The 14,885-nt window shown below is 38.8% G+C and carries 12 protein-coding genes and 17 tRNA genes; 2 read left to right on the top strand and 27 right to left on the bottom strand.

Features of this window, described 5'->3' with window-relative positions; all coding sequences use genetic code 11:
* Positions 1 to 13 precede the first annotated feature (13 nt).
* The 10 genes from V7150_RS21580 to queG form a co-directional block, all read right to left on the bottom strand.
* On the bottom strand, positions 14 to 751 hold the full coding sequence (locus tag V7150_RS21580) for an SIS domain-containing protein (protein WP_335522373.1): 738 nt from the start codon (positions 749 to 751) through the stop codon (positions 14 to 16).
* 22 nt (positions 752 to 773) lie between these two features.
* A complete protein-coding gene (locus tag V7150_RS21585; protein WP_335522375.1) occupies positions 774 to 1,496 on the bottom strand; it encodes a GntR family transcriptional regulator in 723 nt (240 codons plus the stop codon).
* Positions 1,497 to 1,579: 83 nt separating this feature from the next.
* Positions 1,580 to 2,320, bottom strand: a complete 741-nt coding sequence (gene nagB, locus V7150_RS21590; RefSeq protein WP_335522377.1) for a glucosamine-6-phosphate deaminase — start codon at positions 2,318 to 2,320, stop codon at positions 1,580 to 1,582.
* A complete protein-coding gene (gene nagA, locus V7150_RS21595; RefSeq protein WP_335522379.1) occupies positions 2,317 to 3,516 on the bottom strand; it encodes an N-acetylglucosamine-6-phosphate deacetylase in 1,200 nt (399 codons plus the stop codon). Before nagA ends, nagB begins: the two co-directional genes overlap by 4 nt.
* 130 nt (positions 3,517 to 3,646) lie before the next feature.
* Positions 3,647 to 4,564, bottom strand: coding sequence for a phosphogluconate dehydrogenase (NAD(+)-dependent, decarboxylating) (gene gnd, locus V7150_RS21600; RefSeq protein ID WP_335522381.1), 918 nt, complete (start codon positions 4,562 to 4,564; stop codon positions 3,647 to 3,649).
* A gap of 156 nt (positions 4,565 to 4,720) precedes the next feature.
* Complete coding sequence (gene yhbH / locus V7150_RS21605; protein WP_335522383.1) at positions 4,721 to 5,887, bottom strand: sporulation protein YhbH; 1,167 nt, start codon at positions 5,885 to 5,887, stop codon at positions 4,721 to 4,723.
* A 468-nt stretch (positions 5,888 to 6,355) separates the two neighbouring features.
* A complete protein-coding gene (locus V7150_RS21610) occupies positions 6,356 to 8,251 on the bottom strand; it encodes a PrkA family serine protein kinase (RefSeq protein ID WP_283922109.1) in 1,896 nt (631 codons plus the stop codon).
* Positions 8,252 to 8,597: 346 nt separating this feature from the next.
* On the bottom strand, positions 8,598 to 9,071 hold the full coding sequence (trmL, locus tag V7150_RS21615) for a tRNA (uridine(34)/cytosine(34)/5-carboxymethylaminomethyluridine(34)-2'-O)-methyltransferase TrmL (RefSeq protein WP_335522386.1): 474 nt from the start codon (positions 9,069 to 9,071) through the stop codon (positions 8,598 to 8,600).
* A gap of 161 nt (positions 9,072 to 9,232) precedes the next feature.
* Positions 9,233 to 10,111, bottom strand: a complete 879-nt coding sequence (locus V7150_RS21620; protein ID WP_335522389.1) for an amidase domain-containing protein — start codon at positions 10,109 to 10,111, stop codon at positions 9,233 to 9,235.
* Between the two features lie 83 nt (positions 10,112 to 10,194).
* On the bottom strand, positions 10,195 to 11,325 hold the full coding sequence (queG, locus tag V7150_RS21625) for a tRNA epoxyqueuosine(34) reductase QueG (protein ID WP_335522391.1): 1,131 nt from the start codon (positions 11,323 to 11,325) through the stop codon (positions 10,195 to 10,197).
* Positions 11,326 to 11,431: 106 nt separating this feature from the next.
* On the opposite strand from queG, the gene V7150_RS21630 reads away from it, so the two are divergent.
* A complete protein-coding gene (locus tag V7150_RS21630; protein ID WP_335522393.1) occupies positions 11,432 to 12,103 on the top strand; it encodes a B3/B4 domain-containing protein in 672 nt (223 codons plus the stop codon).
* 81 nt (positions 12,104 to 12,184) lie between these two features.
* Here the strand turns inward: V7150_RS21630 and V7150_RS21635 are convergent.
* A tRNA-Gly gene (locus tag V7150_RS21635) sits at positions 12,185 to 12,258 on the bottom strand.
* Between the two features lie 254 nt (positions 12,259 to 12,512).
* Between V7150_RS21635 and V7150_RS21640 the strand changes: the two genes are divergently transcribed.
* Positions 12,513 to 12,935, top strand: coding sequence for a hypothetical protein (locus V7150_RS21640; RefSeq protein WP_335522394.1), 423 nt, complete (start codon positions 12,513 to 12,515; stop codon positions 12,933 to 12,935).
* Between the two features lie 305 nt (positions 12,936 to 13,240).
* Here the strand turns inward: V7150_RS21640 and V7150_RS21645 are convergent.
* From V7150_RS21645 to V7150_RS21720, 16 genes are all read right to left on the bottom strand, one after another.
* A tRNA-Leu gene (locus tag V7150_RS21645) sits at positions 13,241 to 13,322 on the bottom strand.
* A 24-nt stretch (positions 13,323 to 13,346) separates the two neighbouring features.
* Positions 13,347 to 13,432 (bottom strand) — tRNA-Leu (locus V7150_RS21650).
* 44 nt (positions 13,433 to 13,476) lie between these two features.
* Positions 13,477 to 13,550 (bottom strand) — tRNA-Cys (locus V7150_RS21655).
* A gap of 8 nt (positions 13,551 to 13,558) precedes the next feature.
* Positions 13,559 to 13,633: transfer RNA gene (locus V7150_RS21660), tRNA-Gly, on the bottom strand.
* Positions 13,634 to 13,637: 4 nt separating this feature from the next.
* Positions 13,638 to 13,712, bottom strand: a tRNA-Gln gene (locus tag V7150_RS21665).
* Positions 13,713 to 13,752: 40 nt separating this feature from the next.
* A tRNA-His gene (locus V7150_RS21670) sits at positions 13,753 to 13,828 on the bottom strand.
* A gap of 15 nt (positions 13,829 to 13,843) precedes the next feature.
* A tRNA-Trp gene (locus tag V7150_RS21675) sits at positions 13,844 to 13,917 on the bottom strand.
* A 5-nt stretch (positions 13,918 to 13,922) separates the two neighbouring features.
* Positions 13,923 to 14,007: transfer RNA gene (locus V7150_RS21680), tRNA-Tyr, on the bottom strand.
* A 29-nt stretch (positions 14,008 to 14,036) separates the two neighbouring features.
* Positions 14,037 to 14,109 (bottom strand) — tRNA-Thr (locus tag V7150_RS21685).
* Between the two features lie 14 nt (positions 14,110 to 14,123).
* Positions 14,124 to 14,199, bottom strand: a tRNA-Phe gene (locus V7150_RS21690).
* A gap of 8 nt (positions 14,200 to 14,207) precedes the next feature.
* Positions 14,208 to 14,284: transfer RNA gene (locus tag V7150_RS21695), tRNA-Asp, on the bottom strand.
* A gap of 3 nt (positions 14,285 to 14,287) precedes the next feature.
* Positions 14,288 to 14,361, bottom strand: a tRNA-Met gene (locus V7150_RS21700).
* A 153-nt stretch (positions 14,362 to 14,514) separates the two neighbouring features.
* Positions 14,515 to 14,590 (bottom strand) — tRNA-Val (locus V7150_RS21705).
* Positions 14,591 to 14,593: 3 nt separating this feature from the next.
* Positions 14,594 to 14,668 (bottom strand) — tRNA-Glu (locus V7150_RS21710).
* 17 nt (positions 14,669 to 14,685) lie between these two features.
* A tRNA-Ser gene (locus tag V7150_RS21715) sits at positions 14,686 to 14,777 on the bottom strand.
* Positions 14,778 to 14,784: 7 nt separating this feature from the next.
* Positions 14,785 to 14,859, bottom strand: a tRNA-Asn gene (locus V7150_RS21720).
* Positions 14,860 to 14,885 lie beyond the last annotated feature (26 nt).

Consider the following 14,885-nt stretch of genomic DNA (forward strand, 5'->3'; position numbering starts at 1 on the left):
CTGTTTTTTATAATTAACTTTCCAGTAACGGAATTCTGCCTTTATATTTATTGATTAATTTCCGATTATGTTCTTCTGCCCCATCTGCATTACTGCTTTTAAAAATGGGAGGAGTAAAGTTGTTTTCAATCATGATCTTTACGGATTCCACCATTATTCCGTTGACAATAGCTGTCCCGATTACAGTTGACCCGGAACCAAAGGAAACGTCCAGTAATTCATGCTCCATTAATGCATCGCCAATCCTAATATGATTATCAATTGCAAGATCAGCAGCGTCAGAAAGAAATTTTCCGCTTGTGTGCCTTGAAGAAACACTTTTTGAATAAACTAATGATGTAATGGCAATAACAAAAGCACCCTGTTTTTTAGCAAATTCTGCTACGTCAATCGGAACAGGGTTCCTGCCCGATGTTGACACCACAATTACCACATCTTCAGGTAGAATTTTCATATCACCTAAGAATTCTTTGGCAAAATCATTTTTCTGTTCAAATTGTGATGAGCGTACTGCGCCTTTATGGAGCATTAAATCTTCTATAAGAATAGGGTTAATTGATGCAAGACCTCCTGCCCTGTAAAAAAGCTCTTCTCCAAGCATATGGGAGTGGCCGCAGCCAAAAACATGAACAATCCCATCCCTTTGAATGCACTGGGCAATTTTAATAGCAGCTGTTGTAAGGTTCTCATTTTCAGCTTTTTCAACAGTATTTATTAACTCCTTTAGCTTTTGAAAATAGAGATCGAACATATAAAATCATCCTCAAGATTAGTTATCGTTTCATTTGAATCATGAATTTATAACGGTCTGCACGGTAAACAGATTTCACAAATTCAACAGGAGTATCGTCATGCAGATACGTATTCCTTTGGATATGCATAACAGGTGCCCCATTTGCAATTTTTAAAAGTTTTGCCTCATTTTGACTAGCGCTAGACGACTCAATTACCTGCGAAGCGCTATCGATGCGTAAGTTTAAATGTTCTTCGATATGACCGTATAAAGATTGATTTGCAATTTGTACTGTTAGCCCCTTAATCAGATTCGCTGAAATATAATTGGTTTCTAATGCCATCGGGACACCATCCGCTAAGCGGATCCGTTTAATTTCATAAACCGGCTCATATTCAGAAATCTTTAATTGACCAGCAATCTGACTTATAGCAGGAATAATTTCAAACTTAATAAGTTTATTACTTGGAGTTAATCCTCTAGCTTTCATATCTTCTGTAAAGCTGGTTAGTCCTTGGAGAGGTTGTTCAATTTTTCGCTCAGCAACAAATGTGCCCTTTCCTTGCAGCCGGTATAAATAACCTTCATTAACTAGCTGGGTAAAGGCCTGTCTGACAGTCATCCGGCTAATTTGATATTTTTCAGCATATTCTCTTTCTGGAGGAAGTGCATCACCAGGGCTCAACTCACCATTTTCAATTAACCCTTTAATATGTTCCTCTAGCTGATAATAAAGTGGAATGGGGGAATTCTTGTTTATCATTCTCCTTATTTACACCCTTCTAATTAAACTTAACAATTACAGGTTTTAATTTTATTTACTGATTTTGTCTGGCTGCCTAAAAATTATTGACAGTGACTCTTTAAACCTGAAATTGCTGCTTTATCAGCAATAATTGTAACACACGGATGATTTTTCAACACGGAGGCAGGAAAACTTTCTGATACTTTTCCATTCAAAAGTTTACCCATTGCTTCTTTCTTGTTTTCACCAGAAACTAAAAGAAGAATTTCTTTACTTTTCATAATGGTAGAAATACCCATAGTAATCGCTTTAGTCGGTACATCCTCGATACCTTTAAAAAATCTTGCATTTGCATTAATGGTGGAAGGAGCTAATTTGATTACATGTGTTTGAGAGGTAAAGGTTGTCCCTGGTTCATTAAATCCAATATGTCCATTACTGCCAATTCCAAGAATTTGCAAATCAATACCGCCATAATTTGCAAGTAATGATTCATAACGAAGGCATTCTTCCTCTATGACTTTACAATCTCCACGTGGAATATTTGTGTTACTTTTATTGATGTCAATATGATTAAACAACTTCTCATCCATAAAATGGCGATAACTATTTTTATTTTCACCTGATAGACCAATGTATTCATCTAAGTTAAACGTGGTAACATTTTGATAAGAAGTCCCGTTTTTCTGATGATCTTCTATTAAATTTTTGTATGTTCCTACAGGAGTTCCTCCCGTTGCAAGTCCCAGTTTTAGTTTAGGATTTTGGGAAACCTTTTCAATAATATATTCAGCCGCTTTCTGACTCATTTCTTTGTAATCTTTTACTTCTATTATTTTCATTGGCAGTTTTCCCCCTTTTTATAGGAAAGTGTTCCCCGGCAAAATGTCATAAAGACTTCCATATTCTCATCAAGGATTACGATGTCTGCGTCTTTCCCAACAGAAATGCTTCCCTTTCTGTCAAACACATTCAACTGCTTGGCTGGATTGACTGATGCCATTTCGACCGCTTCCTCAAGTGAACATCCTGTATAAGTCAAAATATTTTTTACGGCATGTCCTAATTTTAAAATACTGCCGGCGAGTGTTCCGTCAGCAAGGACTGCCTTTCCATCTTTAACAGTAACCTCTTGGCCTCCGAGGTCATACAAACCATTTTTTAAGCATTTAGCACGCATGGAGTCAGTGATTAAAATTAATCCATCACTCTGCTTATTCATGTAAGCGAGATTAACCATCTCCGGATGAACATGTACACCATCGACAATGATTTCTGCTTTTAATTCCTTACGTAAAAATGCTGCGCCAACCACACCAGGTTCACGATGGTGCAGTCCCCTCATTTGATTAAAAAGATGGGTCACATGATTTGCTCCAGCTTCAATGGCTTCGCCGACTTGTTCATAGGTTGCATCAGTATGACCGAGGGATGCGATAATTCCATTTTTCTTTAAATAGCGAATCATTTCTAATCCGCCCGGCTGCTCTGGGGCTAATGTGACAAGTTTTATTGTTCCATTAGATAGTTTTTGCCACTCTTCAAATAATTCGAGATTTGGATTCACTATATGCTGAATCGGCTGTGCTCCAGCTTTTTTTGGATTCACAAATGGCCCTTCAAGATGTAGTCCAAGTATTTCAGCATTCCCGTTTGCTGTCTGCTTTTCGATATATTCACCTGCATTAATTAATGCATTTTCAATTTGTTTGCCTTCTTGGGTCATAGTAGTGGCTAAAAAGCTTGTTGTTCCTTCTTTTGGCAATGTTGCTGTCATCGTATCCAATGCTTCCTTAGTTCCATCCATTGTGTCCGCACCATTCACACCATGAATATGCACATCAATAAAACCAGGCACCGCGTTAAAATGTGCAGGAACTTCAATCACTTCAAAGTCTTCCCCAATAATAGGTTCATCCATGGTACCAAGTCCTGCTATTTTTTGATTTTTTATTATAATAAAACCGTTTTCAATGATCTTTTCTTCTGAATAAATTCGAATACCCTTAAGTAAAATATGATTATCTTTTTGAGTCATTTTCAAAACTTCCTTTCAGGTTCTATCTTTATTTTACACTTTAAAAGTATAGTTGTCTATACCAATTGACGGAATAAAAATGACAGGCTACTCACCTATCACTTTTATAAGATATCCATTTATTGATATTTTATTTACTTACTACCCCATGCCCTCCAAATTCATTTCGCAATGCAGAAACAACTTTCCCTGAAAAAGTATCTTCTTCTAATGATCGGTACCTCATCATTAAAGCCAGTGTAATAACTGGGGATGCTGACTGAAGATCTAAAGCCGTTTCAACCGTCCATTTTCCCTCACCAGAGGAATGCATAATTCCTTTGATTCCTTCAAGCTTTGAATCTTTAGAGAAAGCATTTTCGGTAAGTTCCATTAGCCAAGATCGGATGACAGAACCATTACTCCACACCCGTGCAACCTTTTCGTAATCAAAGTTAAATGGGCTTTTATCAAGTAATTCAAATCCTTCTGCAATCGATTGCATCATCCCATATTCAATGCCATTATGTATCATCTTTAGATAATGACCGCTTCCACTTTCTCCTGCATAATGGTAGCCGTTCGCCATGCAAATATCTTTAAAAATTTCTTCTACTAAAATGAATGCCTCTTTGTTCCCGCCAATCATTGTACAAGCGCCATTTCTCGCCCCTTCAACGCCTCCACTAGTCCCAACGTCGAGAAAATGAATGCCTTTTTCGGAGAATTCTGCTGCCCGTTTGATGGATTCCTTATAATGTGAGTTACCGCCTTCTATGACAATATCCCTATCTGCTAAGTATTCCTTCAGTTCGTTAAGCACACTGTTGGTAACTTCCCCGGCTGGTACCATTACCCAAATGACTTTAGGGGATGGAAGGATTGCTGTAAGCTCAGATATTGAACTTACACCATGAGCCCCTTTTTCTGATATTCCTTTAACTGCAGTTTTATTTACATCATATGCAACAACCTCATGCTGATGGTCCATTAAATTTAAGGCCAAACTATAGCCCATTTTACCCAAACCAATTAATCCTATATTCATCTTTTTCATATTCCCTTTCATGATATTTTTCCTTTACCACTATGTTAATATTCTTTCCTTTTATCAATTTTCGCAACCAATTTGACAATCACTGCTTTTATTCTCTGAAAAAATAAGTCGAAATTATTAATTTGGTAAATAAAAAAAATCGACAGGCAGATAGTCCTGTCGATTTTGTTAAGCATACAATTGTGATTCTTCATTTTGGAAAAAGCTTTTCATTGCATGAAATACATCTGCTTTTTGCTTAAGAATATAATAACGGAAATGTTCATCCTTGATGTTTTTGTAGGCTGACATTAAGGTAGAATGCCTATTGTATTGGTTGACTTCGCCATAGCCAAACATGTTAGATACCTTCATTAATTCTTCAACAAGCTTCACACAGCGGGCGTTATCCGATGTTAGATTATCACCGTCTGAAAAGTGGAATGGATAGATGTTGAACTTGCGAGGATTGTATTTAGTTTCAATGATCTCCAGTGCTTTGCGGTAGGCGGATGAACAAATTGTTCCACCGCTTTCTCCTTTCGAGAAGAAGTCTTCCTCGGTCACTATTTTTGCCTCAGTATGATGCGCAATAAACTCAATTTCAACTGTCTCGTATTTTGTTCTTAAAAAGCGTGTCATCCAGAAGAAAAAGCTGCGGGCCATGTACTTTTCCCATATTCCCATACTTCCGCTCGTATCCATCATCGCAATGACAACAGCTTTAGAATCCGGTTTAACCACTTCATTCCAAGTCTTAAATTTTAAATCATCTTTGTAAATAGGGTGGAATGCCGGTTTCCCACTCATTGCATTTCGTTTAAAAGCAGACATCATTGTCCGTTTTTTATCAATGTTTCCCATTAATCCTGTTTTTCTGATATCATTGAATTCAATATTTTCGACGAGATTTTCTTGCTCCTCTTTTTTCTTTAAATTGGGAAGTTCTAATTGCTTAAATAATGCTTCTTCGAGCTCCATTAATGACACTTCTGCCTCAAAATAATCTTCTCCAGCTTGATCTCCTGCCCCTTGGCCTTTACCGGGACCTTTTTGTCCACTGGAGCCGTCACGTGCTACTACGTCTCCGACTTGACTGTCACCGTCACCCTGGCCCACGTGTTTGTTTTTGTCATAATTATAACGAATTTTATATTCGTCTAATGAACGAATCGGAATTTTTACCACATCTCGACCATTAGACATAATTATGCTCTCTTCTGTAATTAAGTCTGGTAGATTGTTGCGAATTGCCTCTTGGACTTTTTCCTGATGCCGCTGCTGGTCATCGTGGCCTTTACGGTGGAGGGACCAGTCTTCTCTAGAAATCACAAATTGATGGTTATCGGTTGACATTATAAACCCCTCCTTATGAAATTAATGAATACAGTCTAAACTGCACACTTTTTTAGCAAATACATAAGATAACGCGAATGAAAAAAATTAAATAAAAGATGGATTACTTTATCCTATGCAAAAGCGATAAATAATTTACAAATAATTTCGACAATTAGGCTCTTGCCTAAAAAGTTGGACGAGTCCTCCTTGAAATGATTAAGAAAAGCGCAAGAAGTTCTCTCGCTACTGGGCACTCCTCGAAAAAGCTAACACTTTTCCTTCGTGCGAGGTATCGCTTCCGAAGCGTGTTTTAATGGTGCTGGACAATTCTCAAAGTCGAAATTTCTTATCTTTTAAGAAAACTCGCCGATTGGCGAGCCTGCCGTAGCACTTATTACCAGATAGGAAAAGTAATACTTTCCTATCGGAAAAAAAGAGACTGACAGATACGTTCTGTCAGTCCTCATATTTTAATCCTATCCTTCACTACCTATTTAACAGGCTTCCAACATACCGAAGTAATTCATTAGCTGATGTTGAATTATATCCATGTTCATCGATTAAACGGGCAACAACATCATTAATCTTCTTCAATTGCTGTTCATCTGGTGTTTTTGAAGATGTAGTAATCTTGACGACATCCTTAAGATCTGCAAACAGTTTCTTCTGAATGGCTTCCCTAAGCCGGTCATGCGAATTATAATCAAAGCGTTTGCCTTTCCTTGCGAAAGCTGAAATTCGGATTAATACCTCTTCTCTAAAGGCCTTTTTGGCATTTTCAGAAATACCAATCTGTTCCTCAATTGAACGCATTAGTTTTTCATCCGGATTAATTTCTTCACCAGTCAGTGGGTCGCGAAGCTTTGCCTTATTACAATAGGCCTCCACATTATCTAGATAATTGTCCATAAGTGTTTTAGCGGACTCTTCGTACGAATAAACAAATGCTTTTTGAACTTCTTTCTTGGCAATATTATCATACTCTTTTCGTGCTAAAGAGATATAATTCATATAGCGGTCACGCAGCTCGGAAGTAATCGATGGATGTTGGTCAAGCCCATCTTTTAATGACCGTAATACATCAAGTGCATTAATGGATGGTACTTCTTTTCGAATAATCGTAGACGAAATACGGTTAATCACGTAACGCGGGTCAATTCCGCTCATACCTTCATCCGGGTACTCGCGCTTCAGCTCGTCAACATCAGCCGTATTAAATCCTTCCACACTCTCACCGTCATAAAGGCGCATTTTTTTCAGTAAATCAATATCTCCTTTTTTCGGCTCCTTTAAGCGAGTTAAAATGGTAAACATCGCAGCCACCTTTAATGTATGCGGTGCTATATGGACATCGGAAACATCACTCTCATTAATCATTTTTTCATATATTCTTTCTTCTTGTGAAACCTTTAAATTATATGGAATCGGCATGACAATAATCCTTGAATGGAGCGCTTCGTTTTTCTTATTGGAAATAAAGGAACGGTACTCCGTTTCATTCGTATGTGCTACAATTAGCTCATCAGCGCTAATTAAGGCAAACCTTCCTGCTTTAAAGTTCCCTTCTTGGGTTAATGACAGCAAATGCCAGAGGAATTTCTCATCACATTTTAACATCTCCTGGAACTCCATCATCCCGCGGTTTGCTTTATTGAGCTCTCCATCGAAACGATAGGCACGGGGATCTGATTCAGAACCAAATTCTGCAATGGTTGAAAAATCAATACTTCCCGTTAAATCTGCGATATCCTGTGATTTTGGATCGGAAGGACTAAAGGTTCCAATCCCTGTTCGTTTATCCTCTGAGAAAAAGATTCTCTCCACTAAAACATCTTCGATTCTGCCCCCATATTCCTGCTCAAGACGCATCATGTTCAACGGTGAAAGATTCCCTTCAATCCTTATGCCGTACTCCTCATAGAAATCAACACGCAAATGATGGGGAATTAAGTGCAGCGGATCCTCATGCATTGGACATCCCTTTATGGCAAAAACAGAACCTCTATCCGTATGGGAGTAACTTTCTAAACCTCTTTTTAACATCGTAACAAGAGTTGATTTACCACCGCTTACCGGACCCATTAACAGTAAAATCCGCTTTCTTACATCAAGTCTTTTGGCTGCGGGATGAAAATACTCTTCAACAAGCCTTTCTAGTGATGCTTCTAATCCAAATAATTGATTGCTAAAGAAATTGTACTTCTTTGACCCTTTAACTTCTTCAATTCCGGCATCCTTGATCATATTATAAACTCGAGAATGTGCAGATTGTGCTACCCATGGCTTTTCCTTTAGCAACAATAAGTAATCAGCGAACGAACCTTCCCAACGCAGTTTTTCCTCTTCTTCGCGATGCATCTCGATTTTTTTTAAAATATCCATAAGGCCCTCCCCCTGTAGCTTAATCAGAGACGATTAATATACTCTATGCACTTAGCCCTTTGAACATGCTTAACCATATTGCTGTACAGTCTATCTTTTTTATGTCAATAAAAAGAATATTGCACTTTTCATTTTCTGAAGATAGGCTATAATAAAACTATATGTTCATTATGAAAAATTGTATGAATTAAGGGGGCACTACATATAATGAATACATTCATGGTTATTTTAGTCATGATCGCATTTTTAGCAGCTATTTTCACTGCAGGTTACAACGACAAACCAGGTACAAATAAATAATTTATATGAAAAAAGGCTGCCGATATTGGCAGCCTTTTTCGTCGAATTATTTTAAATGTGCATAATTTTGCTGGCGTAAAGCTTCATAAATAAGAATTGCCGCAGTATTGGATAAATTTAAAGAACGAATATTTTCAGTCATGGGAATTCTCAATGCAGTTTCAATATTTCTTTCGATAACATCCTTTGGAAGACCCGTTGTTTCCCGACCAAAAATAAAATAATAATCTTTGCTCGGATCACTATAATCAAAGGTGCTATACTGCTTTTCACCAAATTTCGTAATATAGAAAAATTCACCACCGGTATTTTTTTCATAAAACTCATCTAAAGAATCATAGTACGTAATATTTACATGTTCCCAATAGTCCAAGCCTGCTCTCTTTAACATTTTATCGTCTGTGGAAAAACCTAACGGCCGGATTAAATGTAAAGCGGTATCTGTTCCAGCACAAGTGCGGGCAATGTTCCCTGTATTAGAAGGTATTTGTGGTTGATATAAGACTACATGAATAGACACGAATTTCACCTCGAATTAAAACTCTAGATGCAATTATACCACTATCATTTATCCATTTAAAGAAAACTCGCCGAGTGGCGAGCCGTTAGACGAAGACAGAGGTGTAGTTGCACTTATGCCTTTTTGGAAAGTTATACTTTCCTAACGGCCAAGGAGAAACCTTATTCATCGAAGATAGAATAAAACTTATATTTAATCTTCGGAGTATATGCGGAGGAATCCTCGTAGGCCCAATACCGCATTCGGCTGTTGTAGGTATTGGCATTCACTAAAGGCATCCCATACGCATCCTTACCTGTAACAATCGTATTATGATTGAACCTGCCGTCTCCTTCAAAGTCATAGCAAATTACATCTCCTAAAATCAGCTGGTCAGGGCTGCTGACTTCCCTTGCCCTAAGTCCGCTTTTAGAATTGCCTAAATAGTTCTTTAGTGAATGTGCCACTACCCAACTATAGCTCCAATTTGTATGTTGGTACCACCAACCCATTCCCCGGTTCGGATGCCCCCTCATTGGTGCTTCACCTGCCCTAAGACATTGAGAAATATAGTTCGTACAATTATTTTCAAATTTTTGAAAGGCAGGATTATAAGTATTCCACCAGCGCTCAGCATATTGGACAGCCTTTAGGCGATTATATTCATAGTTTAGCCGGACAGCCTGTTCATCCAATTCCAGCTTTATTTGTTTTTTAGTTGGTTCTTGAGGATGAATCGGCACTTTAACTTCCTCATCCATAACTAAAGCACCATTGTAAAACTTAGCAATTCTTTCTTCCAGTTCTTCTTCTATATAAAGGAGACCCTTTTGTTTAATTAAATACTGATAATGAGCTTGGTATTTTAAGGCTTGAAATTCCTCGTCTACAGCTTCCTCGATGATTTTACCCGAGGCATTAATTTTTACAATTTCAGCAGACCTTTTTGCAAATGCTGCTTGTTTCCTTTCAGCCTTTGGGAAAAATAGTTTGTTACTCCTTTTTTCGGAAACAAATAAATCGAGCCTTTTTTCAAATAGGTCTTGGAGTAATTCACGCATATTGTTTTCCCCCCTCTCTTTTTATACATATGAGGGAAAGAAGAAATTAATTTATAAAAGAGCAAAACCAAAACGGTTTGCTCTTATTTATTAAAACTCAAGGCTTTATCGATTTCTTCATGAACTTCGGGATCCATTTCATCTTCTTTTGCCTGTAATAACGCTGAAAATGCATGATTACCACCAATTTTCCCAAGAGCCCAAGCAGCCGTTCCTCTTGCTACAGGACTTGCTTCATTTTCTAATACTTCAATTAAATCAGATACTGCTGATTCATCTTTAAAGTGAGCAAGCGCAATAATTGCATTTCGCTGAATTGGTTTCTTCCCCCTCCATGATCCTGCTGCATCTCCGAACATATTTTTAAATTCACGGTTGCTTAATTTTAATATAGGTTTTAATAATGGTTTTGCCACATCAGGATCCGGTTCCATTTCTTCATGAAAATGAAAGTTTCTCCCCTTATTATGTGGACAAGCCGTTTGACAGGAATCACACCCATATATACGATTACCAATCTTTTCTCGAAATTCATCAGGTATGAGTCCTTTTGTCTGCGTTAAAAAAGAAATGCAGTGCTGGGCATTAATCTGCCCTCCTTGGACTAAAGCTCCTGTAGGGCAGGCTTCTAAACACTTTGTGCAGGAGCCGCATTGATCTTCTATTGGTGTGTCTGGTTCAAAAGGGATACTTGTAATCATTTCACCTATATACACGTATGAGCCATATTCCGGGGTAATAATCGCACAGTTCTTTCCGCTCCAGCCAATACCAGCTCTTTCAGCAACTGCACGATCTGAAAGCTCTCCAGTATCAACCATTGATTTTAACCTGGCATCTGGCACCTTGGTTATGATGAATTCCTCCAGCTTTTTCAACTTGTCACGAAGAATTTTATGATAGTCGAGCCCCCAAGAGGCCCTGCTGAAAATCCCTCTTCTCTCACCCTTCCTACTTTCCACACGTTCCTTCATTTTCGAAGGATAGGCTAGGGCAATAGAAATTATTGAACGGGGTTCTTCAAGTAGTAATGAAGGGCTAACTCTTTTCTCGATATCGGACTCCTCAAATCCTGATTGATAGCCAAGTTCCTGCTGTCTAATTAAACGGTTTTTCAATTCAGTAAATGGATCTGCGGTCGTAAAACCGACTTTTTGGATTCCGATTTCTTTGCTATAGGCAATGAGTTCTTTTTTCAATTTATTAACATCCATTATTTTCCCCCCTTTCCAATATAGTTCATCTATTTAAGTTGTTAAATTTTTAGTAGCACATCTATTTATGATAAACTATTTTCAATGAATTTTGGAGGTGGAAACGTTGGAAATTAAGCTATCATCGGAAATCTTGGAACAAATTCCCGGTTTTAAATTAGGGGTAATTGAATATAGGAATATCATGGTTGGGGATTCTACACAAATGCTAAAGGGCAGACTGCGTCTTTTCCAAGAATCCATTTATTTTGATTTAGAAAAAAACAATGTAACTAGCCTTCCAGGAATACAGGAATGGCGGAACATTTTTAAAAAGACTGGTAAGGATCCAAACCGCTATCGTCATTCTGCGGAAAGCTTATTTAGAAGGGTACAAAAGCAAAACTATCTTTCTTCTGTTCAAAGTGCCATTGATATCAATAATTTCTTCTCGCTGCAATATCAAGTTCCAATCGGAATATATGACATTGATCTGATACAAGGGTCAATTGAAATCCGGATTGGTAAAGCAGGTGAGGAATACATAGGACTAAACGGGAGGAAAAATTCCTTAGAGCGGTTAATTCTGTCTTCTGATCAAGGAGGGCCATTCGGAAGTCCTTTTGTCGATTCGGAAAGAACACTCGTAACATATAATACGAAAGATGCCATACAAATTATCTATTTGCGTCCATCAACCGATAAAGAAAACGCAGAAAAGCTCACTAAATCATTAATGGACATGTTTACCCAAATTCATGGAGGAGACGCTTCCTTCAGAATTCTTGGCTGCCAATAAGGTATCTCTTTTTTGATAAAATGAAAAAAACGCAATGCATCGTTCTCTTATGTAACGATACACTGCGTTAGTTAATATGTATGGAGCGGGTGATGGGAATCGAACCCACTACATCAGCTTGGAAGGCTGAGGTTTTACCAGTAAACTACACCCGCATGTTTTTTATATATGACAATTTAATAAGTAAACTGACCTTTACAATAATACACAGTATTTTTTAATGCGTCAAGTAGTTTTTGCGAAATTTGTCGATTTCCCTCCAAAAATGAAGGATTATTAATATAAGCAATCAAATGGCTTTTTTCTGAAAATTAGCTAATGTATATTCAATAAAATAAATTATCTCTAATGAGGTGAGCCCTATCAAACGAAAGCCGATCATTATCTCTAATCTTTTTTTTTAGGCATTGTGATTGGTTTTGCTGCTATTTATGTTAAAAATAGTATTATGATATCTAGAGAACTGCCAGTTCAGCACCTTGAACAATCGAACATATATCAAGCAGATATAGGAACATACATCTCTAGTAATCACGAATATTGGAATAATGAGTTGTGTTGGGGAAGAAGCGAGAAGTATAGTTTTGTAGTCTTACAAAAACATTATAACGAATACATAGAGGATCTTAATCAAATAATTAATGCTGTTGAGGATAAAGGTTTAAGAGCAGATTTCATTCATGTTCAAGAGTTATTGAAAAATGCATCTGAAACAGAAAAAATTGATTTCTTAATTGATGTTCATCGGGTTTTTCATGATTTAGATGTTAAATTTAATGGATATGCTAACAGCGACTATTTTGGAATTACGCAATATGGGGAGAATTATTAACAGTTGACTCGGTTTTTAATAATATTCACTTACCACGGCATATGAAGGATATTATCGCTGATAATCTAATGAAATTTGTCCTTCATAAGGGTTATGAAGGACTTTTTTTCGGTTTGTCTAATGAGATTTGTCCTTCATAAAGGTTATGAAGGACCTTTTTGCCGTTCGTCTAATGAGATTTATCCTTCATACGGTTATAAAGGACATTTTTCTGACTTACTAGTGTGTTTTATCCTTAAAAAGGGAAACACGCAAAAAAAGTTTTCCACATAGAATGTGAAAAACTTTTTTATCAAACAGATTGATACCGGTGGTCGGGGTCGAACCGACACTCCTCACGGAACACGATTTTGAGTCGTGCGCGTCTGCCAATTCCGCCACACCGGCGTATTAAAATGTTTTTTGAAGCAATGCCGAGGACCGGAATCGAACCGGTACGGTAGTCACCTACCGCAGGATTTTAAGTCCTGTGCGTCTGCCAGTTCCGCCACCCCGGCGAAATCTAAATACCTATTCATATCCATACTTGGCAAATAATATATGGAGGCGGCAACCGGATTCGAACCGGTGGTAAAGGTTTTGCAGACCTCTGCCTTACCACTTGGCTATGCCGCCGAATATTATGGAGCGGAAGACGGGATTCGAACCCGCGACCCCCACCTTGGCAAGGTGGTGTTCTACCACTGAACTACTTCCGCAAAATGGCTGGGCTAGCTGGATTTGAACCAACGCATGTCGCAGTCAAAGTGCGATGCCTTACCGCTTGGCTATAGCCCAATGAGAAAATAATAATTTAAAATATCCAATAAATTTTTTATGGGGCGACTGATGGGAATCGAACCCACGAATGTCGGAACCACAATCCGATGCGTTAACCACTTCGCCACAATCGCCACTATAAAATTAGTTGGCAGGGGTAGTAGGAATCGAACCCACACCAAAGGTTTTGGAGACCTTCGTTCTACCTTTAAACTATACCCCTATAAATGGTGGAGGGGGACGGATTCGAACCGCCGAACCCGGAGGGAGCGGATTTACAGTCCGCCGCGTTTAGCCACTTCGCTACCCCTCCACATATAATATGCTTTTGTCAGCTTCAGGTGCCGACGAGAGGAATTGAACCCCCAACCTACTGATTACGATTCAGTTGCTCTACCAATTGAGCTACATCGGCACAGTAAAAATAAATGGTGGCTCAGGACGGAATCGAACCGCCGACACAAGGATTTTCAGTCCTTTGCTCTACCGACTGAGCTACTGAGCCACTATAAATGGCGGTCTGGACGGGACTCGAACCCGCGACCTCCTGCGTGACAGGCAGGCATTCTAACCAACTGAACTACCAGACCAAATTGCGGGGACAGGATTTGAACCTGCGACCTTCGGGTTATGAGCCCGACGAGCTACCGGACTGCTCCACCCCGCGATAATAAAAATATAAGATTTTATCCATGCACATGGTATCCATGGACTGTATCAATCTCAGTAAGCTTATTCAAGTAGCAGCTCGATTGATACAACTCGCAGTTTATTCGTTGAAGCAACGCTCGTTGCTCCACCCCGCGATAATAAAAATATATGGTGGAGGATGACGGGATCGAACCGCCGACCCTCTGCTTGTAAGGCAGATGCTCTCCCAGCTGAGCTAATCCTCCAAATGGTGACCCCTACGGGATTCGAACCCGTGTTACCGCCGTGAAAGGGCGGTGTCTTAACCGCTTGACCAAGGGGCCATTTTAAAAGTAATTTATGGCGGAGAGCAAGGGATTTGAACCCTTGAGACAGGGTTACCCGCCTACACGATTTCCAATCGTGCTCCTTCGGCCACTCGGACAGCTCTCCATAAAAATGGCTCCGCAGGTAGGACTCGAACCTACGACCGATCGGTTAACAGCCGATAGCTCTACCACTGAGCTACTGCGGAATAATATTATAACAGCCTGGCAACGT

The organism is Neobacillus drentensis (genome assembly GCF_036965245.1).
GTDB lineage: Bacteria > Bacillota > Bacilli > Bacillales > Cytobacillaceae > Neobacillus > Neobacillus drentensis_G.